Below are 24497 nucleotides of genomic sequence, written 5' to 3'. Positions count from 1 at the left end.
CATTTATACAAAATATTAAACAAGCTGAACATCTAAATTAACCGCGAAACCAGCAGGTATATTCTCAAGAGTAGCGAATTGATTTCCTTGGAAGAACAAGCCACCAGTAGCGTTATTGTAACTGAAACTATTGAGATCAGTAATACCAAACCCAACTTTAGAAATCTGAATCTTGTCACCTTCTCCCCAACTGAAATCTTTGATAATGTCTAAGCCTTCTAAAATCGAGTTGACGACAAATTTATCAGCCCCAGCCCCACCTGTAAGGATATCATTACCAAACCCACCCACTAAAGTATCATCGCCAGTGCTACCCCGCAGTTTATCGGCATATTGTGTACCAGTAATCTCAAACTTCTCAATATTGCTATATCTAAGAAAGTATAATTCATCGTTACCACTGTTAGAAGAGCCAGAGTATAAGGGATTGAGACTACTAGAACTACCACTACTAGAAATGCTGTTGTAATTGATATAGATAGCATTTTGTCCGTTGTATCCCACTTCAATTCCAGCACCATTATTAAACTGGCTGTAGTCTGCCCTGAGAGTGTCAATACCAGCACCACCATCGACAGTTCCATCTATGTCAACTAAAGTGTCATTGCCCTCACCACCGTTGAGCGTATCATTGCCAACTATACCTCCGAGTAAATCATCTCCACCACCACCATTGAGGATATCATTGCGATCGCTACCGACAAGAATATCTGTATACTGTGTACCAGTGACTTCAAATTGCTCAATATTAGTGTAATCAAGTATAATTTGACCCTCTGATAAACTGCGAATTCCTTCTCTGCCAAAGATTCCAAAATAAATACCAGCACCATTGTTCAACTGGCTATAGTCTGCTCTGAGAGTATCAATTCCTGCATCACCGTCTACAGTTCCATCTATGTCAATTAAAACATCATTCCCATCACCACCATTTAAAATATCAAAACCAGCCCCACCACTAATTTCATCATTACCACCACCACCACTGAGAATGTCATTGTTTGTACCACCCCGCAGTTTATCTGCATATTGTGTACCAGTGATTTCAAACTTCTCAACATTGCTATATGTAAGTAAAACAGAAGCGTTATAAGCAAAGGGACTACCAAGAGGGATGCTGTTGTCATTGCTATAGATGGCATTTTGTCCGTAATACTGCATCTCAATACCAACACCATTATTAAATAGGCTATAGTCAGCTTTTAGAGTATCAGTACCAGCACCACCATCGACAGTTCCTTGAATATTAATCAAAATATCATTGCCAGCCCCACCAAATAGGTAGTTATCACCACCACCACCATTAAGGATGTCATTACTAGCGCCACCCCGCAGTTTATCGGCATATTGTGTACCAGTAATCTCAAACTTCTCAACATTGCTATATCTAAGCAAGACAGAAGCAGGGATAGAAGAATTTAGACCATTGGGATTGATATTGTAATTGCTATAAATAGCATTTTCTCCGTTGTATCCCACTTCAATGCCCGCACCATTATTAAACTGGCTATAGTCGGCTTTTAAAGTGTCAGAACCAGCACCACCATCGACATTACCATCTATGTCAATCAAAATATCATTACCATCCCCACCAAAGAGATAGTCAAAACCAGCACCACCATTTAGGTTATCATTACCAGCACCACCGCTGATTTGATCATCACCATCACCACCATTGAGGTTGTCATTATAAGCGTAACCTTGCAAAACATCAGTATATTTTGTGCCTGTGATTTCAAACCTCTCAATATTGCTGTAAGTCAGTAAACCACTACCATCAACCCGACTAAAGATGATGTTGTATCCCAACCATCCCACATGAATACCAGCACCGTTGTCGAACTGGCTATAGTCTGCCTTTAGAAAATCAATATCAGCACCACCATCAACATTACCTTGGGTATCAACTAAGATATCATCCCCATCTCCACCAAAGATATAATCGTAACCTTCCCCACCATTGATATTATCGTTGCCACCACCACTGTAGATGGTATCATTTCCTTCATCGCCATTTATGATGTCGTCATTATTTCCACCAGTTAAGATATCATCGCCCCCTTTTCCAGAAATTACCCAAGCTAAACCATCATTAGGTGCAGTAAAGATATTATTGTTATTGTCACCTGTATATCTAGGCATTTTAGTTTGTCCTTTATATTTGCTAAGTTTGAACTCCTTGCTGAATTACACGGTTCACTTTTGAGATTTATGCAGCTACTAGAAAAATAAAAAATAAAAAATCTGTTACAAATCTCCTTATTCATAAAAAAACCCAGTGCTGGACTGGGTAAAATTGGTAATTAACATTGAGGTGTTGGAGTTTCTAGACAATCACAATGTCATAAGAAGGGATAAAATCATAAGCATTTGAAATGTTTTCTAGAGTCGCAAACTGCTGTCCGTTAAAGGATAAAGCACCTGTACTGGTGTTGAAGTTGAACTGGTTGGTCGAACTTGCACCAAAACTAGAGCCAAGAATTTGAATCTTATCTCCTTGTTGCCAGCTAAAGTCTTTGATGACATCAATTCCTTCTGAAACCGAGTTGAAGACAAATTGATCAGCCCCAATTCCACCTGTAAGGGTATCGTTACCTACACCTCCATATAAATAATCATCACCCGCACCACCATTGAAGATGTCATTACCTGAACGTCCCTGGAACGCATCACTATATTGGGTGCCGGTAATATTGAAGTTTTCTACATTAGAGACATTAACCAAAAGCTGACCATTAAGACGATTAAAAACATTATTTGTATTCGACCATCCCAAATGAATACCAGCACCATCTGCTTTGGCAGAATAATCTACTACAAGTGTGTCATTACCCGTACCACCATCAACTATATCAGTGGAATTGAGGCTATAACCTGGGTTGAGAATATCATCACCCGCAGCACCATATAGTTCATCATTACCAGCACCACCATTGAAGATGTCATTACCTGAACGCCCTTCAAATGCGTCACTATACTGAGTGCCAGTAATATTGAAGTTTTCTACATTAGAGAAATTAACTAAACTTTGACCATTAACACGATTATAAATATGATTGGTACTTGCCCATCCTAAATGAACACCATTGCCATCTGCTTTGCCAGTGTAATCAGCTATTAAAGTATCAGTACCAGTACCACCATCAACCGTACCATTCGTATTAACTAAAATATCGTCGCCTGCACCGCCAACCAGAGTATTGTTCCCCACTCCACCATATAGCAAGTCATTTCCTTCGTCACCATTGAGAAAATCATTGCCCGATTCACCATAGAGAACATCATTCCCCGCACCGCCACTGATGATGTCATTTCCATCATTTCCATATTCTGACTCATATCTGGCGTAAGATGGGTTGCGGTTGGAACCGCCATATATGGTGTCATTTCCATCCCCACCTTGAATAACATCATCGCCATAGTAGCCAAAAACTTCGTCGTTACCTCCGTTAGCCTGAATATTATCGTTAGCAAACGTTGCTGTTATAATCTCTGTCGCAGAGACATTGTTTTGTCCGATGAATGCAGTCTTCGTAAACGTACCGATTGTTGAACCTTGAATCAAGTCTGTTATTATCTCTTGAAATTTTTGATCGGTAATACCAACATCGGTATAGTTATTGGCAATAAAGGCAACATTTTTGAATTGTTCGATTACCCCCGAATTGCGAACAGATACAAATACTCCACCTTGGCCTCCATTAACTAGATCGACCTGATAAAAATGCGTTGCATCGGGTAATCTTGGCAACAGGATGTTATCAAGACCAATTTGAAAATCGTTAATGTAGATAACATCTCTCGTTCCTTGCTGAAAAACTTTGCCCCAATCTTGAGTACCATATTGTTTAACGGCTTGGTTTGCTTTTTCTAGCTGCTCGTTGATCTGAGCTTCCAACTCCTCCTGGTCTAAATAAGCATCGACACCCGTTTGAGCTAATGAAGTCCAAAAGCTTGCTAGAGATCCCACTACAGGAATTGCACCTAAACCCGCACCTAACGCACTAAAGGCCACGTCTATGCCTAATCGTTGCCAATCTAGTCCGTTATTTTCAGGCAATGTAATCGCATTGACAAAATTACCTAATTTGGCAACATCAAAATCAAAACCAAGATTAATATCGCCTTTGATATCTACAACAAATGTATCTGCACCCTGACCTCCATAAAGTTGCTTGATTGCACCTTGAGTATCAGCGACTGTATACAGATAATCATCTCCTGCTCCCCCTTTCAAGGTATCAGAACCACTGACATCAAATAATTGATCTTTGCCATTACCACCATCAAGGATGTCATTGCCTCTACCACCATCAAGGATGTCATTGCCATTACCACCTTCAAGGATGTCATTACTACCAAGACCATAGAAGATGTCGTCGCCATTTTGACCACTCAGGTAATCTAGGAAATCAGTTCCTGTGAAATTGAACGCTTCGATTCCATCGTGAGTGAGGATAATGCTGCCATTATCGCGCCGTCTGACGGTATTTTCTCCGTTCCATCCTAAATGAACCCCGTATGGGACATTCATTGTGTAGTAGTTTGCTGTTAATGTATCAGTGCCGGAACCACCTGAGAAAACACCTTTTTGTCCCAATAGAGCATCATTTCCTGCTCCGCCATTCAGGGTGGCATTGAGCATACCCCCATCAAGAATGTCATTGTATTGAGTTCCGGTGACATTTAACGCATCAATCCCACCGAATCTAAGAAAGTTGCGACCACCGCCAAGCTGATCGATGTGCATGAAAAGTCCGCGAGGATTTGCATCTAAGTGAATTCCAACACCATCATTCGATTGGCTGTAGTTGGATATTAAGGTATTAATACCCGAACCTCCGATAATTGTCGCTGCCTCTGTAGCGATAAAAGTATCGTTACCATCTGCACCATCGAGATCATCCCCTACTCCACCATAAAGGGTATCATCTCCTCCGTATCCATATATGGAATCTGCTCCTTGTCCGCCCATAAGGGTATCGTTATTGTTTGTTCCAAAAACGTTCATGTTAGTTTTTCCTTCGTGAATCAACGATTTCAGGGAGGTAATAAACCTCGCTGTCAGTGTGTAATGGAGTTTGGCATTAGCTTTTTAACTCCTTGCTGAGTTACACGGTTCACTTTTGGGTTTTATGCAAAGTTAAAGGAACAAATCTAAAAAATTTTTTTTAGGGCAACCTACTACAGCCAATTTCCCAATAATACATAAGATGCCCAATGCACAGGATGCCGATAATCTGGGTCTTTTAATAGTGAAAGTTGAGCTAGTCGCAGTGCTTCCGCCTTTGTCACCTGCTTAGTTACTAACTCTTTATAAAATTGACCAATGAGACGAGCGCCAGATTCATCATCTAGACTCCAAAGAGAAGCCAAGGTACTGCGTGCGCCGGCTTGAATTGCTACCCCAGCCAATCCTAAAGCCGCTCGTTTATCTCCCTCAGCAGTTTCGCAAGCACTTAAAACCAGTAATTCAATAGGTTCAGGTCTAGTTTGTTCTCGACTACGCAGCAAATCTTTTAATTCATTCACCTTCATGGGTTTATCCCAAGCCAACACAAAGGTTTCATCAGCGTTAGAACTAAATTGACCGTGAGTTGCCAAATGCACGACAGAAAAAGGTAGAGAGTCAATTTGTTGACGTAATGCTGTACTAGTAAATGTCTTATTCAAGAGAACTTCGCTAGGTACTTCTGACTCAACTGCTTTTAATTCTTCATTGACATTAGGTAAAGAACTAAATCCATGTCTGGCCTCTGTCAGTCCTGCTACTAAAGTTTTTAACCTACTTTGCTGTAAAGGACGAGGACCTAATAACTCTAAACCTGGCGTAAGTGCCACACTGTATTTTTCTAATAAATATTGTTGCCCATCATATAAAGCAGCCATTGGAATATTTCGCAAAGCACCATCCAAAATAAAAACTAATGTTTTTACCTGACTTTGAGCAAGTTCTGTTTGTACAGGGCGAATTAACCAATCATAAACTTTGGCAGATAATAATTTTCCTTCTGGAGTTGTATAAGGCTTTTCTAAATTAAATCTGAGTTTTTCGGTAACTTCTTCTACTTCATTTTGAGAAACTTTAGCAGCGTAGTGGTGTAAGGCTTGCTGGGGTAAACTCAGAATTACTTCTAATCTGTCTTTTAGAATAATCGGATAAATTACTGCTGCTTGTGATTGTTGAATTTGCTCAATTGGTACTATTTGTCCTTCTAGACAAGCAGAACGAAAAAAGTTATCAAGTTCTGCTAATTGCAATGATTCAATTACTTGACGGGCTTGTTTTAGCTGCTCTTGACTAGGTTCTGTATTTGTGCCTGGATTTAAAAGTAGTTCCACATATTCACGATATACAGGTTCTACAGTTTCCCCAAAAGAGAATTGAATATCTGTGTTGACTGCAACTAAATCACTCCGCAAAGATTTTAATGTTGTGAAGGCGACTTGATAAGCATCTGTTGCTGGTTTGATTGACCCTTGAGCTTTTAAAATTCTTCCTAATTGCCACTGCCATTGATAGGCAACATCTGGAGCGTTAATAGATTGGGCTATTTGTAAAGCTTGTTCAGTTAATTTCTGAGCATTTGATAATTGTTGAGTTTGTTCATATAATCTACCTAAATAACCTAAAGCATAAGATTGGGCTTTTTGGTCATTAATACTTTTAGCCTGTTGAATTGCAGTAGCTAAGAATTTGGCAGATTCATTTTTTTGATTTCCCAATTTTACCAAACTTTTTGCTAGATTAATATAAGCATAAATTGTGGAACGACTAGGGAATAAATTAGCTAATTTTGGCTGTAATTGAATCCAGATATTTTTGGCATCTACTAATTTTCCATTATTTATTAATATATATAGTTGATTAATTTGTGCTTGAATTTCTGTGATATTTTTAGGCTCGGTTGTGGCAGCTTGTTCATAGTATTTTAATGCAGATTCTTTATCTCCTTGGGCATAAGCTGTATTACCCAAACTGAGTAAAGTGGCGCTTATTTCTGGTGTAGTTAAATTACCTGAATTCTGCAATATTTGTAAACTTTGTTGTAAAATTTTCTGAGAGTCATCAAAAGCGCCTACTAATCTGAGAACATTACCCAAACTACGCAAACCTTTACTTTTTAATTGTGTATCTGTTTGATTTTTCAGTGCTTTTTCAACATCTGTTAGAGTTTTACGTGCTTGGAGATACAGCCCTAAAGCTTGTTGAGCTTGTGCCTGATTTATTAAACTACCAATTCTGCCCTGTATATAGCTAGTTTCAGTGTAAATTTTAGTTGCTTGCTGCCAGGAATTTAATGCTTTTTCAGCCTGACCTTGAGCTAATTCTAAACTTCCTTGATTGTTGAGAGTTTGAGCTAGAATTAGTTTTGTTTGTGGCGTTGTTTGTTTGACATTTTCTAGTAGCTGAAGACTGGAAGTAATTGCTTGTTTTGCTTGCTGCCACTGTCCCAATTGTTGATAACCTAAAGCAAGATAATTTAAAACCATTGCTTGAGAAGATAAATTATTTTGGTTCTGTTCTGCTTTAAGTGCCTGTTGCCAAATATTTACAGCTTCAGCATATCTTTCTGTTTTGTACAGTTCTCTACCTTGTTGAATTAAATTTGAGTTAGATAAGTATTGTGTAGAATTCTCTGTGATTTTCTCTGCTTGCAGAAGTGGTAAGCTAGAAGGGAAGGGTGGAACAGAAGAGGCTGTAACTGGTCTAAATTCGAGCATCAGTGTTAGACTCATCCCTGTTAGCACACAAAGCAGAAAAGCTAGAACTTTACGCCATAATTTCGGTATTTTTTTTGCCATCTGAAGATTGTCAAGCATCAGTTTTTCACAACTGGGCAATGAACAGGTGTAACAAAGGATTTTTGAGGGGTAGTAGTGGGTGCTTGCGCTACCAGGGTGACACTACCATCAGCACCAATTACCCAACCTTGAGCCTCGACAATTGCAGCAGGTGATTGAGAAAGCATTTTCTCCTCTTTTTGAAAGCTATTCAATTTTTCATTCAGCAAAGCATAGGGTTGTAAGTCGTACCAGACCGCATCACTACTTAACAGTTCACTGGGGTTAGCTGGTAAACCACCCCGTCCAGTGACTATAAATTCACTGTCTTGACTTGCTGTTGTTCCTCCAGCACTTCTACAGGTTTGGGCAATTAATTTGGCAGCATCTACTACATTTGTAGGTAAAGCTACTAATCCATTATTGGGGTCGGTATCAAGTATGTTGAGATTCACTTGACCATTTAATGAAGGATTGGCTTGGGAAATAGCTGTGATGTCGCTCGTGGGTAGTGATACAGAATTTAATTGGGCAGGGTCGTTTGTTCCTAATAACCTCTCCAGGTCAGCGCGAGAGCGGGGTGTTAGCCCAAACATACTTTGAGCAGTAATATTTATGCTCCCACCATTACCAGTAAAAGCGTTGGCGGTAATATCGTTATTTTCTGGAGGAAAAGCAACGATAAATGCGGTATTAATAGTAATGTTACCTCCATCACCTCCTGCCTGAGCAGTGCCGGCAGTGGTGGAAATTAGACTATTACGCCTTAATAACAACAGGTCTTGTAGTTGGAGTTGAATATTACCGCCAGTATTACTCGCTGTTTCCGCAGAAATCACAGCACGGTTATCAAGGGTTAATGTCCCAGCTTGGATATCAATATTACCACCTGTTCCACTACCTTGGTTATCGACAGCAATTTTGGCACCATCTCGAAGGATTATGATTTTGGGGTCGATGAAGATATTACCGCTGTTGCCCGTAGCATCAAGGGTTGTATTAGCAAATAAACCAGTACCGTCCCCTGCTAAAGTTATGCGTTCTGATATCTTCAAGCTGATGTCTCCACCATCTTCACTGCTTGTTGTTGTCGTGCGTAGCTTTCCACTATTGGCAAGTTGTAGGGTATTTGCTGTAACTTGAATATTACCTGCTTTTCCCTGTCCAAGAGTTGCCGCATTTAATTGCGCGTTATTGTTAGTAACAACCAAATTTCCTGTAGCGATAGTAATATCGCCGCCAGTACCAAACCCGCCATTTCCCACAGAGGTAAATATACCTGTGAGGTTTGTTGTACGATTACCACCATCTACTACTACTGAATCAATAGTATTAATTGTGATATCACCTGCATTTCCCTGCCCAAATGTGTCGGCGGCAATTTGAGAGCCATTAATGAGAAGGAGTGTTTTGGCAAGGATGTCAATCTCACCACCATTGCCTTTTGCTCCTGATAAAACTCTGCTGGATATATCACTGACTAAATTACTGTTGTTTCCTGAGTTCAATATCACTGCATCATTAGCTGTAATTTCTATATCACCTGCGTTTCCTTGCCCAAAAGTACTGGCATCCAAAAAACCACCGTTGGTCAATGAAAGCTTATCTGTGCTGATCTGAATGTTACCACCCTTACCTTCACCGTTAGATCTGACTAGACTGGCAATACCACTAGGAAAGGTTTGTACAAATGGGTTAGTTCCATCAATCAAAACGGAATCTTTAGTAGTAATTGTTATATTACCAGCTTTACCTTTGGCATTAGTACTAGTATTTATTTGCGCGCTATTAGTTAAAACGAGGCTATTACTAATAATGTTAATGTTGCCAGCATTACCTTGAGCGTTGTTATCAGTTACAGCACTAATTTCACTGCCAAAGCCAATAGGGCTAGATCCATCTAGAGTAATAGTATCGGCGTTGATTTGGATATTACCTGCATTGCCTATACCTATGGTGGCGCTATTGATGAAAGCACCATTTAGAATCGCCAATTTCCCGGTAATTAGATTGATATTTCCACCTGCTGCCGTGGCATTAGAGAATACTACACTAACAACTCCACTTTGATCACCATCGATAAAAATGTCATCAGCAGCATTAATAGTTACATTACCGCTATCTCCTTGGGCAAAAGCGCCTGTTCTGACTTGGGCTGTATTCATAATCGAGAGCGATCGCGTGGAGATATTGACATCACCACCAGCACCTGTAGCTTGAGAGAAGCTGCCTGTGCCGCTAGGGGCATTATTGCTACTAAAGCCACTAAAGGAAATGTCATCTCTAGCTTGGATTGTGATATTTCCAGCTTTCCCTGCATCGGCAGTAACAGCAAGTACCTGGGAGCCATTTTCAGCCACAAGTGTACCTGTCGTAATTTGGATATTACCTCCATTACCGATCGCTCCAGGCTCAACCTGACTACTAATATTGCTAGATCCGCCACTACTATTTTCGCCATCTAAGGAGATAGTATCGTGTGCAGTAATCATGATATTACCTGTATTCCCTTCTCCAGCTACTAGACTGGTTATACTAGCACCGTTGGTCAATGTCAAAGCTTTGGTTGTGATGCTGATGTTGCCAGTGTTGCCTTTTGCTCCTTGGGTAATAGAAGTACTTACTGCTGTGGGAAAGCCATCTCTATCCTCGCCATCTAAGAAGATATAATCATGGGCAGTAATCCTTATATTTCCAGCATCACCTTTACCCTGGGTAACATTATTGATTGCTCCCCCATTAGTTGCAATTAAGGTTTTAGCTGTAATCTCTATATCTCCTCCTGTACCTACGGCTTCTGGAAAGAGGTATTGCAAAATGCCGCTAATGCCATCTATTTTGATTTCTTCAGCTGCATTTAGAATGATATCCCCTGCTTTACTGGTAGCTGATCCTAAACCAGCACCGATACCAGCAAAAATAAAACTATTAATTGCTGCTATATTACGAGCATTGAGCGCCACACTGCCGTCATTATCAGCAATCACGTTAATTCTTGTACCATTTAAAAAAATATCTGCTTTGGTTAAACTCTCAGGAAAATTCAGCCTCAAATTATCACTATCACGGCTAAATTCTACAATTCCTTCTCCGCTTATTCCTCCTAGCTCTACTCTGCCTGCGGGAACACTCAAAATTGCGTCATCTAAGCTAACATTGCCACCTACAAGAGCTATCGTTTTACCATTCGGTTTTAAGATACTAGTACCTTGTACTTGAATACTTCTTGAATTGCTCTGATATTGTAATCCCAAGGGGACGTTAATTGTTAATAGTGGTACTGGTTGGGGATTTTTGGCATTGAATAAAAAGCCATGATCAAATACAAAACTATCCGCTGTACTGGCTAGAAATGAACCTGCAATATCTAACTGTGCATTTTGCCCAAACACGATGCCATTGGGATTAATTAAAAATAAGTTGGCATTTCCTAAAACTCCTAGCGTCCCCAAAATATCAGAACGGTTTTTCCCTGTGACTCGTGTGAGGATATTTTCTATGCCGCTGGGGTTGGAGAAGTAGACTCTTTGCCCCTCTGTAATGTTAAATTCTGAGAAACTGTGAAAGAGGTTTGTACCTCTCACTGCACCACCATCAATTAGATCGCCTATTGCTCCTTGAATATCAACCTTCTGTTTTACAAGAGATGCTTCATTGCCCAATTTAGTATCAGGTTTAATTTCAGCAAGGACAACAGTTTGTCCCACAATAATGCGACTAACTGCCAAGAGTGCTATGCCAAAAAATGCAAACTCGTTTGACCACGTAAACAAGATTTTGATTAAAAAAGACATTACTGATTATTCTTATCGTTACTTGTACCACCCATGAACCTATTCTACTAATGTAAAAATGTAGTAATTTAAGACTTACGCATTGACAGAAAACGCCCAATATACATGGTAGTAAAAACCACATTTTTCGTAGGGGTTTAGCACTGCTCTGTAGCGTTGCGCGATCAATTCATCTACTTACTAGACAATATTTTCTAATATTGCGTAATATTTTTAACTATCATGTATCTAGCTATATCAAAATCTTAAACAATCAAAGCGAATCTGTTTACCCAGACTCGCCGAAAGTAGATTATTGGTAGATGCACTGTGCTAAAAGCTAAATTTTAAACTGCTGATGAGTATCCGTATAATTTGGCATCCAACCCTCCACAGTCGTGAAATAGCGAATCACCTTAAAATGCAAACAAGCTGAGAAACTACACCAATGTTCTACTCCGGCAGGAATGTGCAGATAGTCTTGTGATTGAACTAATAGTTGTATTTGACTACCATCAGGTTTGACAAAACCATAAATCATCTCTCCAGCTAACAGATAAATAGCTTCAGATGCATTATGAGTATGATAACGTCCATAGGTTGCCATCCAAGTATCTAAATTTGGTGAACCAGGATGTATATTGAGTAAATCACTCCACAAATAACCATTTTCTTGCTGAAGGAACTCAAATACGCTGTTATGAACTACCACAATGTGACGTTTCTGTGAATCCGTAATTGTTTCTTGTTCTATCAGTTCTGGGAAAAGTAGCGATGTTCCTGGGTCATAATGTCTCAGCTTAATGCCTAGAACTTCCAACTCACGAACTATCTCACTTAAATCATTCTCGGTTGTGCCGTCATCCAGTAATAAAATCGCCATGACAAAATACTAAATTCTCTGTTAAGAAGAGTATACTTAAATTTGTCTCAAAAAGCCACTATTGCCGACCGATAAATGTGTGTTTTTAAAAATACTAAGTTCCTCTAAAAATTAATCATGGGAGCAATGCTTAATGATACCATTAGCGTTACCATAGTACAAATAAACTATTTTGTATCCAAATGTCTGACTTAATTTTGTTTTGGCATCGTCGAGATTTACGTATTTCTGATAATACAGGACTTGCTGCGGCAAGAAAACAAACTGCAAAGGTTGTAGGTGTATTTTGTTTAGATCCCGGTATTTTAGAAAGAGATGATATTGCACCAGCCAGAATAAGTTACATGATAAGCTGTTTACAATCTTTACAACAGCGATATATTCAAGCTGGTAGCCAGTTATTAATATTACATGATAAACCAGTTACAGCCATTCCTGCTTTAGCTGAAGCCTTGAATGCTAAAGCAGTATTTTGGAATTGGGATGTAGAACCTTACGCACAAATACGGGATAATGATGTAATTTCTGTTCTTCAAGAAAATGGTATTCAAACTCTTAATCAAAATTGGGATCAATTACTGCACACACCTGATGAAATTTTTAGTGGTTCTAAAGCTCCCTACACTGTTTATACTCCCTTCTGGAAAAATTGGATCAGTAAACCAAAACTTAATCCAGTTGCAACTTTAGAAAATTGCGAAAATTTGACAAATGAAGAACAGGAAATAGCAAAAAAAATAGGTACTATTAAATTACCATCTGCAAAAGATTTAGGTTTTATTTGGGATGGAGAATTAATTATTGAACCAGGGGAAGCAGCAGCACAAGCGAGGTTAGAAACTTTTATCAATTCTGCCATTAATGAATATCAAGAACAGCGTAATTTTCCTGCTGTTGATGGCACCTCCCAATTAAGTGCAGCTTTGAAATTTGGTGTAATTGGGGTTAGAAAAATTTGGAAAGCCACAACTGAATTATTAGCCAATAGTAACTGTGAAGAAGTCACGAGTAGTATCACAACCTGGCAACAAGAATTAGCTTGGCGGGAATTTTATCAACACGCTATATATCATTTTCCCGAATTAACTAAAGGTGCATATCGAGATAGTTTTAAAAGTTTCCCTTGGCGAAATAATGAAGCACATTTTCAAGCTTGGTGTGAGGGAAAAACAGGTTATCCCATAGTTGATGCAGCTATGCGTCAATTAAATGAGATAGGCTGGATGCACAATAGATGTAGAATGATTGTTGCCAGCTTTTTAACCAAAGATTTAATCATAAATCCCCAATGGGGAGAAAAATATTTTATGCAGAAACTCATTGACGGTGATTTATCTGCTAATAATGGAGGTTGGCAATGGAGTGCTTCTAGTGGCATGGACCCGAAACCATTAAGGATTTTTAACCCAGCCAGTCAAGCGCAGAAATTTGATGCTGATGCGGAATATATTCGGCAATGGGTTCCAGAATTAAAATCTGTTGATACAGAATATTTAATTAGTGGCAATATTACACCTTTAGAACGTCGGGCTGTTGGTTATCCTGCACCAATTGTAGATCATAAAAAACAGCAAGCTTTGTTTAAACAAATGTATCAACAACAAAAGGCTTTGACTCCTGACCCTTGAATTCTGCTGTAGGTAAAGTGACAGTTTCCGTAAATGCCTACAATATACCTTGTAGGTTTAAGTAAAACTCCTCTTTTTTTGCGTCTAGTGCGTCTCTGCGTAAAATATTCTTACAACTGGCACAATAAACACCAAAATATTGTAACATCGCTATCAAAATAGAAGTATCTACTAATACGCTTCAAACTTATGTCACCACCTCTTGACCATCAACTGAAAATTGAACTGAAGCTATCTTCTTCACATCCTCAGTTATTGGAAGGACTAGATATTTGGCTGCGCTTAGGTTTAATATCTGATGCTGAAGTTAAAAAGTTATGTAGAGATTATTTGACTTGTGCTGCCATATTACAACCCCATTTGGAAAACCAGCCACAAGAGATATTGACAAGTAATATAAAATCAAGGTCATTAATTGCTGCTTTACCTCTAGAACCAAAAATACCCAATAAACCCAATTTTATCAGTTCAATGTTTCAATCATTGGGTGAAGAATTAAGTGTGAGATGGTTGTTATTTTTAGGAGTATTTTTAGTAGTTTTATCATCTGGTGTATTAGCAGCAAGTCAGTGGGAAAGGTTTCCCGCTATTGGACAATATGGGGTTTTGTTAGCTTATACTTTGAGCTTTGGCGGATTCACTTTTTGGACAGGTAAGCAAAATAATTTAACATTAACAGCACAGACTTTATTAATTGTGACTTTGTTGTTAGTGCCTGTCAATTTTTGGGCAATGGATAGCTTCAGTTTATGGAATAGTCCTATTAATTGGGTAGTATTAGCCGTCGCTTCTCTTTTATTATCAACAATTACAGTTTTACTTGCTCAAAATCGCACAATTATTAGTAATTTTCCCAATGGTAAATTACCTTTAATTAATATTCTATGTTTGAGTTATCTGCATTGGGGATGGAAGTTATCGAGTTTTCCTTTAGTTGCTGTTTATGTAGCAATGGTAGGTACAACTTTAATTACAGTTTATCGAAAACTCCGCCTCCATAGAGAGAATGTAAATGAACAGAATGATAGTTGGGGAATTGGTATATATTTTGCAGTCATTATTTATGGTTTATTAGGATTATTATCCAGAGCTATTTTTGTCGCTGGTGTCAATGTCACTCAGTTGGGTTTAGCTATTGGTATTTGTGGTTGGTTAGCAGTTTGGTTATCAGAAAAAAACCTCAGTTCTACCCCTTCTCTTGCTTCTCTATGGGAAAATGTAGGCGGGATTTTGTTATTTTTAGGTTGGTTAGTTTCAGTGTTCACCCAACCAGAACAAGCTATAGCTGTGAGTGGTTTAAGTTTGTGGGTTTTTAGCCGTCGTTTACAAAGACATAATTCAAAACTTGATTTAACAGCTATTTTTTTTATTGGGTTACAAACGATTTGGTTAGCTTGGCGGTTAATACCTGAGCAATTGCAGAAATTAATTATTAATACAGCAACTTATCTTACTAATTCTCAAAATCAACCTTTAGTATTATTGAGTATTGCTTTATTTCCTTACATCATTGTGATGTTAATTTTAACAGAAAGCTTACATGATAATGAAAAAGAAGAATTAGCTATTTTTGGCAATCAGCTAACCCTATTATTGGGGGTTTGCTTAACAATGTTTGCATTAATCAATCCCACTTTATTAACACTCAATCTTCTATTTTCTAGCATCACTTTAGCTATCGTTACTAAACGGCATTCTTCTCTTCCTCATTTGGTTTATTTAACTCATATTACAGGATTGTTGACAGTTTTTTCTACTATCAATTGGCTGTCGCCAAATTTGGGTAAAGAAATTTGGGCAACAATTTTGTTAACTGTGATGGTTGCAGAATGGGTATTTAGTCTGGGTGCAGGAATTTGGAAACGCAGTGCTTGGTATATTGGTTTAGCATTTGCTACCTTGAGTTTTTCCTTGTTATTTCTAAATCTACAATCCTCTGCTTATAATGTGATTTACACATACAACCGTTGGGGAATTATTTGGTTAATTACACCTTTAGCACTAACAGGTCTAGCTATTCGCACTATTGAACAACGTCGCATTCTGAATACTTTTTTGAGTGTTTTAGCTGTCATAGCTGCCCAATTTTTAACTTTACCCCTCCCAGAAACTAGATTAATTGGTTTGGGTGTGGGTGCAGGTGTGATGTTTGTCAATACCCGCTATTTAAGAAAACAGGAAACTGCCGTTTTAAGCATTGGTTTTGGACTAAGTTTTATTGCAGCATTATTGTGGGGTTTACCAAGTTTGGCTGTATCCGCTTGGTTTATGGTAGGTGGATTTGCTATCCTGAGTCTATGGTTAGTCCGTACCATACTTTTACGAAAAGGTACAGAACTAACTGTTATTTACGCAGCAGCGAGTGATAAATGGGCGATCGCACTCTGTACGCTAGAATTATTAGGCATCACACTACATTCGTTCCTCATTTATACAGGAAATTTCAACGCCGAAATTTTCTATTTTCTTGCCACATCTACAACTTTAGCTGCCATTATTTATCGCAGTTGGCTACAACCGACAAACTGGGCATTTTATACCATTGGTTGGTGTTTAGAATTGTTAGTTGCTGAAGTTTTAGGATTTGGTGAACACTCAGTTATTAGAATAGGAATTGCTAATATTGTCCTTGGTTTAACAACTCAATTATTCGGTGAATGGTGGCGCAGAAAATATCAGACTATACCTCAAAGTTTCCACATTTTACCCCTTATCTATGGTGCATTTAGTGTTTTGTTACGCTTAAGTACCTTTACCGACTGGACAGGTTTATATACTTTAGGAATAGCCTTAATTTTCATTGGTGTAGGGCGCAGAAGAGAAGAATTTAAACCATTACTTTATTTTGGCATCATTGGAATATCAATTTCTGCATATGAACTGCTATTTTATCAAATGTCTCAAGCCACAGGAGGCGCATTAGGAGATGCTTTAATAGCCATGTCAGCTTTAGGTACTAGCATCATGTACGCTTACCGTATACTTTCCCCTTGGTTAATAAATTATTTTCGCCTCACACCAGGAGAACTAAAAAATATTGCCCATTTACATTGGTTTTGGAGTAGCAGCTTATTTTTAGCTGCTGTCACAGTTCCCATTCAAATTAACCTTTATGCAGGTATAGGCACAGGACTATTTTTAACACGCTATGGAATATGGCAAGGGAGAAGAAATAATCTCAATACTCCTGTACAAACTGTTGGCAATATAGGTAGAGACGAAATTTGGGTTTACCTGGGTTTATTAACAGCCGGTATCACAGGTATTTATTTGCAATATTTACCAATAGGCAGCTTTTTTACTCAACAGTTAATGCCTTGGAATGGTTCTTTAGCTTGCCTATTTGCCTACTTCCTCTACATCATACCTTGGGAAAATTTAGGTTGGTCTAAAACACCTTGGCAAAGAACGGCATACATCCTACCATTAATAATAATAGGAATTACCCAAGAGCAAATTTACCCCATCACCTTAATTATTGCAGCCGGATACTATATATTCCTGTCCACAACAGCTAGACAAATTCGTTTTACCTACATTAGTGCAGTTTTAATCAATTGGGCTTTATTTAACTGGTTTCATCAATTAAACCTCAAAGATAGCTTATATTACATCACACCCCTCGGCTTATCAATATTATATATCGCCCAAATAGACACACAATTGAAACTACAAGAATTTAAAGAAATTCGTCACTTTGTCCGCATAATTGGCAGTAGTTTAATTTGTGGTTGGACAATATTATTTTATCAAAATTTACCTTACATACCCGGTATTTTTAGCCTCATTGTTATTTTTGCAGGACTAGCTTTAAAAATACGTGCGTTTTTGTATATTGGTACAGCCACTTTCTTCATCACCAGCATTTATCAGCTAGTAATCTTCAGCCTCAGTTACTCCTTTTTAAAATGGATCATCGGCTTATTAGTAGGCATCCTCTTAATTTATATAGCAGCCAACTTTGAAACCAGACGCACTCAAATTAATTCCTTACTTCACAGTATCAGCGACCAATTTCAACAATGGGAATAATAAAAAGTTCAAAATATCCCCAACCTCTCACAGAAGATAGAGATATAGTAGGAGTCAGGAGTCAGGATTAAAACCCTCTTGTAGAGGGAGTTTCATTATGAATTGATGTCCTAATCACCCTGTCCACGGCTATATATCTTAACCTGGCTTTCTCTCTTTGCGTCTTTGCGCGAGAAAAATTTATATTTTTCGCCTTACAAATACAAAGACTTAACCCACTCCCATTCCTGCTGCAAACCCTCCCTGAGAGAAACCTGTGGCCGATAACCGAGAATTTTCTGCGCCTTAGACACATCAGCAGCAGTGTGACGCGCATCTCCCATAGCCTTGTCAATATGGTTACGTTTGATAGGCTTACCAACAATTTCTGCCATCGTATCCAACACTTCGGCTAAAACCACCCTACTACCACCACCAACATTGAAAATTTCCCCCACAGCTTCTGGTAAACTACCAGCCGCTAAATTAGCAGCAACAATATCACTGATAAATGTAAAATCTCGTGTTTGCTGTCCATCACCATACACAGGAATAGCCTCATCCTGTAAAACCGCTTTAAAGAACTTATGAAATGCCATATCTGGACGTTGTCTAGGTCCATAAACAGTGAAGTACCGCAATGAAACAAAAGGTACACCGAAGTTTTTATGATATAGTCCACACAATCTTTCAGCAGCTAACTTAGTAATGCCATAGGGTGAAACAGGTTTAGGACTTATTTCCTCATCGGTTGGCAAAGTTTCCGCATCACCATATACACTAGAGCTAGAAGCAAATACTAACCTTCTCAAGTTAGGAGCATCTTTAGCAGATTCTAACAAAACCTGTGTAGTGTTAATATTTCGTTCCGTGTAAGCCCGAAAACCCTGACCCCAGGAATTCCTTACCCCAGCTTGTGCAGCTTGATGATAAACTATCTCCACATCTTGAAAAAGTTTTGACAAATCTAAAAATTGAATATCCCCTTCAACTAAAGTAAAATTCGGTGAATTTTCAAAGGTAGCAAGATTTTTTCGCTTTAACAGCGGATCATAGTAATCATTAAATTCATCAATACCAATTACTTCTTCTCCCTGTTGTAATAATATATTGACTAGGTGAGAACCTATAAACCCAGCGGCTCCAGTAACGATAATTTTAGTCATTTTCCTTATTTTTGATACAGCAGCGGTCATCAGTCAGTGGTCAGTGGTCAGCGGTCAGCAGTAAAACTATCTTTGTGCATAGCAAAAATAACTCTTTTACTTCCTTCAACCTGCCATACACTGTATATTTATGAATTTCTCTAAGCACCGTAATTCTAACTGTTAATAACTTTAACTAAGTGTTTATAGAATTTTAAGTAACTATTTTTAATTTAATAAGAATTACAAAAATTTATAAAGTGCTTGCAATTATCTCAGACAAATTATAAACTAGTAAATATTCTTTTATATAAACCTAGCAAATTAACTTTTTGATATAAAGTAAGCGAACTATATCGAAAAATATCCCGCTCAGTTTCTGGAAAATACAAACTCACAACCGCATAATTTTAATTTATTTAACTTGGAATTACGGAAAAAATTGCGAGGAAATGTGTTAAAGTATGGTTTTTCATTCTGTTTTATAATTAGCGATAACCTAAGATATAATAACACCAGTACAATTAGTACCTATAATTCCACCACAGCAAACTAAACAAACCATAACATAACGACAAAAACTTCTTCTTTTCATACTCAAGCGCACTGGCAAATAAATAATTTACGTCCCTTATGTTTAGCACATTACATTTTTGCGCTGATTTATTAGCAATTAAGAATTTACACCTATTTTTTCATTTTTTGCAGCTTTTTTGAGCAACTATAAGTTATTCTTATCTTAAAAATTGGTTGAATGTCAGTAAATGACTATTCCCCCTTCCACGTTAAGACTCTTGATTATTAGGATAATTAGTGAAAAAATTGAACTGTGAGTAGCTTTCAGGTATTCGCATTTTGCAAGGAACGCACGAGGAAATAAGTGAAGGTTTTAGTTGTCGGTAATGGGGGACGTGAACACGCTCTAGCGTGGAAACTGCTACAATCAGAGAAAATAGAGCAAGTTGTCTGTGTACCCGGAAATGGCGGTACAGCAACTATGGAACGTTGCCAAAACTTGCCCATAACCGTAGATGACTTTGAAGGCATCAGCAGGTTTGCTTTAGAAAATGGCATTTCTTTAGTAGTAGTCGGACCAGAAGTGCCTTTAGCAAATGGAATTACAGACTATCTGCAAAGTAAAGGACTAATGGTATTTGGTCCAGTCAAAGCAGGAGCGCAGATTGAAGCCAGCAAGGCTTGGGCTAAAGCTTTAATGGAAGAAGCTGGTGTTCCCACAGCTAAAGCCGCAGTATTTACAGAAGCAGTAGCAGCTAAATCATATCTCCAATTACAGGGAGCGCCAATTGTTATTAAAGCTGACGGCTTGGCCGCTGGTAAAGGTGTTACAGTAGCTGAAACTATTGAACAAGCAGAAACCGCCATTGATGCCATTTTTCAGGGACAGTTTGGCAGTGCAGGTAATTTTGTCGTCATTGAAGAATGCTTGTTAGGTCAAGAAGTATCTGTATTAGCATTAACAGATGGATTAACGATTCGCCCCTTGTCACCTGCTCAAGATCATAAGCGTATTGGCGAAGGCGATACAGGAGAAAATACCGGAGGCATGGGAGCATACACCCCAACACCCATAGCTACAGCGGAGTTGATGGCGCGTGTGCAAATAGAAGTTTTAGAAAGAACTATTACAGCTTTAAGAAATAGGGGCATTGACTACCGGGGAGTGCTGTACGCTGGTTTAATGGTTGCACCTGATGGCGACTTTAAAGTTTTAGAATTTAACTGTCGCTTTGGTGATCCAGAGACACAGGTAATTTTACCATTGTTAGAAACACCCCTAGAAGATTTAATCTTGGCTTGCATTCAGCAGCGTTTAGGAGAAATGCCTCCTCTTGCTTGGAAACAAGGTTCATCCGCTACGGTAGTTGCTGCTTCAGGGGGTTATCCTGGAGAGTATGAGAAAGGCAAAGTCATCACTGGTATAGAGGAAGCACAAGCAGCCGGGGCAATTGTATTTCATGCTGGCACGAAATTAAACACAACCGAGCAAATCGTCACAGACGGTGGTAGAGTTTTAAATGTAACCGGACTGGGTGAAAATTTTCAGCAAGCGATCGCTCAAGCTTATACTGGTATCAAACAAATTCAATTTTCAGGGATGTATTACCGGAGAGATATCGGTCATAGAGTGCTGAAAACAGACTTATAAGTTAGCAGGTTAGTAGTTTTTCTATCTCCCCACCATCCCCTATTCCCATCTTCCCAATTTCTCCCTAACACCTTTGTTGAATTAACTGTTAATTTTTAAGTGGTTGGGGCAGAAAAAAACAACTACTAACATCTATATATAAATATATTTAAGATGCTGGCTTTTTTAACAACAATCCGAGATGCAATTAATCATTGGTGGTATGAGTTCACCCTCCAGACCAAACTCTTAGCTGTTGCTACCTTAGTCGTTTCCTTGGTCATGAGTGGTCTAACTTTTTGGGCAGTAAATACAATTCAGCAAGATGCACGTCTGAATGACACCCGCTTCGGTCGTGACCTGGGACTACTACTAGCTTCTAATGTTGCCCCACTTATTGCAGAACACAATCTCACAGAGGTTGCCCAATTTTCCCAACGTTTCTACAGCAGCACATCTAGCGTGCGTTATATGCTTTACGCTGATGAAACCGGGAAAATCTTTTTTGGCATTCCTTTTTGGGAACCAGAAGTAGAAAACTCCCTCACCATCAAGCGGAAAATACAACTGCCAGAAGATTATCCTGGTGATGATGACCAGCCAATGGTACGCCAGCATAACACCCCATCTGGGGTAGTCACAGATGTATTTATTCCTCTGATAGCGGATAAAAAATACTTAGGTGTGTTAGCCATTGGCATCAACCCCAACCAAACAGCAGTCATTTCCACTAACTTCACCCGTGATGTTACTATTGCCGTCTTTATCACAATTTGGGTAATGGTGATTTTAGCAGGGGTAATTAACGCTTTAACCATTACTAAACCAATTAAAGAACTACTAGTAGGGGTCAAACAAATTGCGGCCGGGAATTTTAAACAGCGAATTGACTTACCACTAGGAGGGGAACTAGGAGAGCTTATTTTTAGTTTTAATGAAATGGCAGAACGCCTAGAACGCTACGAAGAACAAAATATTGAAGAACTAACAGCCGAAAAAGCTAAGTTAGAAACCTTGGTTTCCACCATTGCCGATGGTGCAGTATTAATTGATAACAATATGCAAGTCATTTTAGTCAACCCCACAGCACGGCGAATTTTTGCTTGGGAAGGAGTTGATGTCGTGGGTAAGAATGTACTGCATAACTTGCCTCAAAGCGTACAAATGGAAGTTACTCGCACCTTATATGAAATGGCCGCAGGTGAATGTGAAAGTGCTGAGTTCCGTATTCCCCTCAACCAACCCACTAAACGCACCATTCGTATTCTCTTAACTACTGTTCTAAATTTACAACGGGAAAGTATTAAGGGCATTGCCATTACAGTGCAAGATATCACCCGTGAGGTAGAACTGAATGAAGCAAAAAGTCAATTTATCAGTAATATTTCCCACGAACTACGCACGCCCCTCTTTAACATCAAAACCTATATTGAAACTCTGCACGACTACGGTGAGGATTTAGGTGTAGATCAACGCCGAGAATTTCTCGAAACTGTCAATCATGAAACCGACAGACTTACCCGCCTAGTTAATGATGTTTTGGATTTGTCAAAACTTGAATCCGGTCGTACTTACAATTTTGATGGTGTTGATTTGGCACAAGCATTAGAGCAGACATTACGTACTTACCAACTGAACGCCAAAGATAAAGGAATTGAACTAGTTCAGGAAGTTACCCCTAATTTACCCCTAGTTATGGGTAATTACGATTTATTACTGCAAGTTTTTGGTAATTTAATCGGGAACGCGCTAAAATTCACCTCAGCAGGAGGTAAAGTGGCAATTCGAGCCTATGAGCTACATCCTCAACCCGACTCTTCTTTTGCTTGTCTTGACGGAAACCCCTCATCAACAGAACATTACACCAACGCAACACAGCACGAACAAAATCACCGTTCCCAAGTACGAATTGAAATCAGTGATACAGGTATTGGTATTGCCCCAGAAGACCAACAAGCAATATTTGACCGCTTTTTCAGGGTGGAAAATCGAGTTCACACCCTAGAAGGTACAGGCTTGGGTCTATCAATTGTCAGAAATATTATGGAAAGGCATCACAGTCAGGTTCATTTAGTCAGTGAAGTTGGTGTCGGTACTACTTTTTGGTTCGACCTAGCCGTATTTTATGAAAAAGTATCACCACCACTACTGGAAACAACTGCTGAAATATCTTAACTCCTAAGAAACACATTCCGTAGCATGGGAAATAGGGGTGAGTTCTAAACCAAAAGCTTGAGGCTTAACGATCATCTTACTTAGGATGTGAACAGAGCAATTAACAAACAGACAAATAACAAACCTAGTACCAGCACTAGACCCTGATGACGTTTGACCCAGTTTTTAATATTGCCGCTCAAACCAATATTATTAGTGTAGTATTCCAGTTTTACCTTACTCTCTTCCAAATTCTGGTAAAGAGTACAATCTTGAGCATGGGGGTGTTGGGGAAAGTTACAGCTATTATCTTGATGATAAACACAGGTTTCGCACAGATAGTCATTCCCAGCAGATCGATGCAAAGGAATCCCTGGATGCCCGTAGGCTTTCAGCGTTATCCGGCAATAGGGACAAGTGATAGCTTGACTATCAATAAGTGTGTGGCAACGAGGACAGGATAAAGTAGCCAAAGCCTTACAGCAAATAGGTTAAACATTTTGATTCTAACCACCCAGATCTGAAAAAGAGACCCAAACAGCAAATATCGCTTGGTTGAGTCTTCAGATGTGCTTCTGATCAAATACCCTCTGTTTCCAGAATCCATAAATTAACCGCCTTGTGAGCAGGTAATCAACTTGAGTTCCAAATCCCCTCTCACTAAGGGATTCAGGCAATTAAAAAAAAATATCAAAAAAATATCGACAAACCCCTTGACAAAAAAAAGAAGAAGTTGCTATATTAAACGAGGTGAGGCAAGCGCCCACCACTGAACCGAGAAAAGATAATACTTTGAAAGAATAAAGACGACCATTCCTCGTCAAAGAAATTTAAGCTAAGGAATCCTGGAAAGAGGGATTCTGAGGTTGAGAAAGAATAGAGCTACAAACGAACCAAAACGGAGAGTTTGATCCTGGCTCAGGATGAACGCTGGCGGTATGCTTAACACATGCAAGTCGAACGGAATGCTTA

11 protein-coding genes and 1 rRNA gene are annotated in these 24497 nt (G+C 38.9%); 5 read left to right on the top strand and 7 right to left on the bottom strand.

The features are described from left to right. Positions 1-15: 15 nt before the first annotated feature. The 5 genes from H6G06_RS18930 to H6G06_RS18890 form a co-directional block, all read right to left on the bottom strand. Positions 16-2142, bottom strand: coding sequence for a calcium-binding protein (locus H6G06_RS18930; protein WP_190562903.1), 2127 nt, complete (start codon positions 2140-2142; stop codon positions 16-18). 184 nt (positions 2143-2326) lie between these two features. Then, entirely contained in the window at positions 2327-5011 is a 2685-nt protein-coding gene (locus H6G06_RS27540) for a calcium-binding protein (RefSeq protein ID WP_277875210.1), read from the bottom strand. A gap of 173 nt (positions 5012-5184) precedes the next feature. Beyond that, complete coding sequence (locus H6G06_RS18900) at positions 5185-7824, bottom strand: CHAT domain-containing protein (RefSeq protein WP_242039773.1); 2640 nt, start codon at positions 7822-7824, stop codon at positions 5185-5187. After that, positions 7824-11579, bottom strand: a complete 3756-nt coding sequence (locus H6G06_RS18895) for a two-partner secretion domain-containing protein (protein ID WP_190562901.1) — start codon at positions 11577-11579, stop codon at positions 7824-7826. The genes H6G06_RS18900 and H6G06_RS18895 overlap by 1 nt, the downstream gene beginning before the upstream one ends. Before the next feature lie 319 nt (positions 11580-11898). Then, entirely contained in the window at positions 11899-12441 is a 543-nt protein-coding gene (locus H6G06_RS18890; RefSeq protein WP_190562899.1) for a cupin domain-containing protein, read from the bottom strand. Positions 12442-12623: 182 nt separating this feature from the next. Between H6G06_RS18890 and H6G06_RS18885 the strand changes: the two genes are divergently transcribed. Further along, entirely contained in the window at positions 12624-14069 is a 1446-nt protein-coding gene (locus H6G06_RS18885; RefSeq protein WP_190562897.1) for an FAD-binding domain-containing protein, read from the top strand. A 189-nt stretch (positions 14070-14258) separates the two neighbouring features. Next, positions 14259-18101: a DUF2157 domain-containing protein gene (locus H6G06_RS18880; RefSeq protein ID WP_190562895.1), complete on the top strand. Its 3843-nt coding sequence runs from the start codon at positions 14259-14261 to the stop codon at positions 18099-18101. A gap of 194 nt (positions 18102-18295) precedes the next feature. Here the strand turns inward: H6G06_RS18880 and H6G06_RS18875 are convergent, their stop codons facing one another. After that, complete coding sequence (locus H6G06_RS18875) at positions 18296-19246, bottom strand: NAD-dependent epimerase/dehydratase family protein (RefSeq protein ID WP_190562893.1); 951 nt, start codon at positions 19244-19246, stop codon at positions 18296-18298. Positions 19247-20105: 859 nt separating this feature from the next. Between H6G06_RS18875 and purD the strand changes: the two genes are divergently transcribed. Together purD and nblS are read left to right on the top strand one after the other, a co-directional pair. After that, positions 20106-21392, top strand: coding sequence for a phosphoribosylamine--glycine ligase (gene purD, locus H6G06_RS18870; RefSeq protein ID WP_190562891.1), 1287 nt, complete (start codon positions 20106-20108; stop codon positions 21390-21392). 153 nt (positions 21393-21545) lie between these two features. Then, on the top strand, positions 21546-23546 hold the full coding sequence (nblS, locus tag H6G06_RS18865; RefSeq protein ID WP_190562889.1) for a two-component system sensor histidine kinase NblS: 2001 nt from the start codon (positions 21546-21548) through the stop codon (positions 23544-23546). Positions 23547-23626: 80 nt separating this feature from the next. Here the strand turns inward: nblS and H6G06_RS18860 are convergent, their stop codons facing one another. Beyond that, entirely contained in the window at positions 23627-23998 is a 372-nt protein-coding gene (locus H6G06_RS18860; protein ID WP_190562887.1) for a zinc ribbon domain-containing protein, read from the bottom strand. A gap of 422 nt (positions 23999-24420) precedes the next feature. Here H6G06_RS18860 and H6G06_RS18855 point away from each other — a divergent pair. Further along, a 16S ribosomal RNA gene (locus H6G06_RS18855) occupies positions 24421-24497 on the top strand; the annotation flags it as partial.

The sequence above is a fragment of the Anabaena sphaerica FACHB-251 genome, from assembly GCF_014696825.1.
GTDB lineage: Bacteria > Cyanobacteriota > Cyanobacteriia > Cyanobacteriales > Nostocaceae > RDYJ01.
This window is presented reverse-complemented; position numbering and strand designations above follow the sequence as displayed.

What these genes read in the sequence shown, in the direction of transcription:
- H6G06_RS18930 (WP_190562903.1), bottom strand. Translation starts at nt 2,142, where the DNA reads ATGCCTAGATATACAGGTGACAATAACAATAATATCTTTACTGCACCT.
- H6G06_RS27540 (WP_277875210.1), bottom strand. Translation starts at nt 5,011, where the DNA reads ATGAACGTTTTTGGAACAAACAATAACGATACCCTTATGGGCGGACAA.
- H6G06_RS18900 (WP_242039773.1), bottom strand. Translation starts at nt 7,824, where the DNA reads ATGCTTGACAATCTTCAGATGGCAAAAAAAATACCGAAATTATGGCGT.
- H6G06_RS18895 (WP_190562901.1), bottom strand. Translation starts at nt 11,579, where the DNA reads ATGTCTTTTTTAATCAAAATCTTGTTTACGTGGTCAAACGAGTTTGCA.
- H6G06_RS18890 (WP_190562899.1), bottom strand. Translation starts at nt 12,441, where the DNA reads ATGGCGATTTTATTACTGGATGACGGCACAACCGAGAATGATTTAAGT.
- H6G06_RS18885 (WP_190562897.1), top strand. Translation starts at nt 12,624, where the DNA reads ATGTCTGACTTAATTTTGTTTTGGCATCGTCGAGATTTACGTATTTCT.
- H6G06_RS18880 (WP_190562895.1), top strand. Translation starts at nt 14,259, where the DNA reads ATGTCACCACCTCTTGACCATCAACTGAAAATTGAACTGAAGCTATCT.
- H6G06_RS18875 (WP_190562893.1), bottom strand. Translation starts at nt 19,246, where the DNA reads ATGACTAAAATTATCGTTACTGGAGCCGCTGGGTTTATAGGTTCTCAC.
- nblS (WP_190562889.1), top strand. Translation starts at nt 21,546, where the DNA reads ATGCTGGCTTTTTTAACAACAATCCGAGATGCAATTAATCATTGGTGG.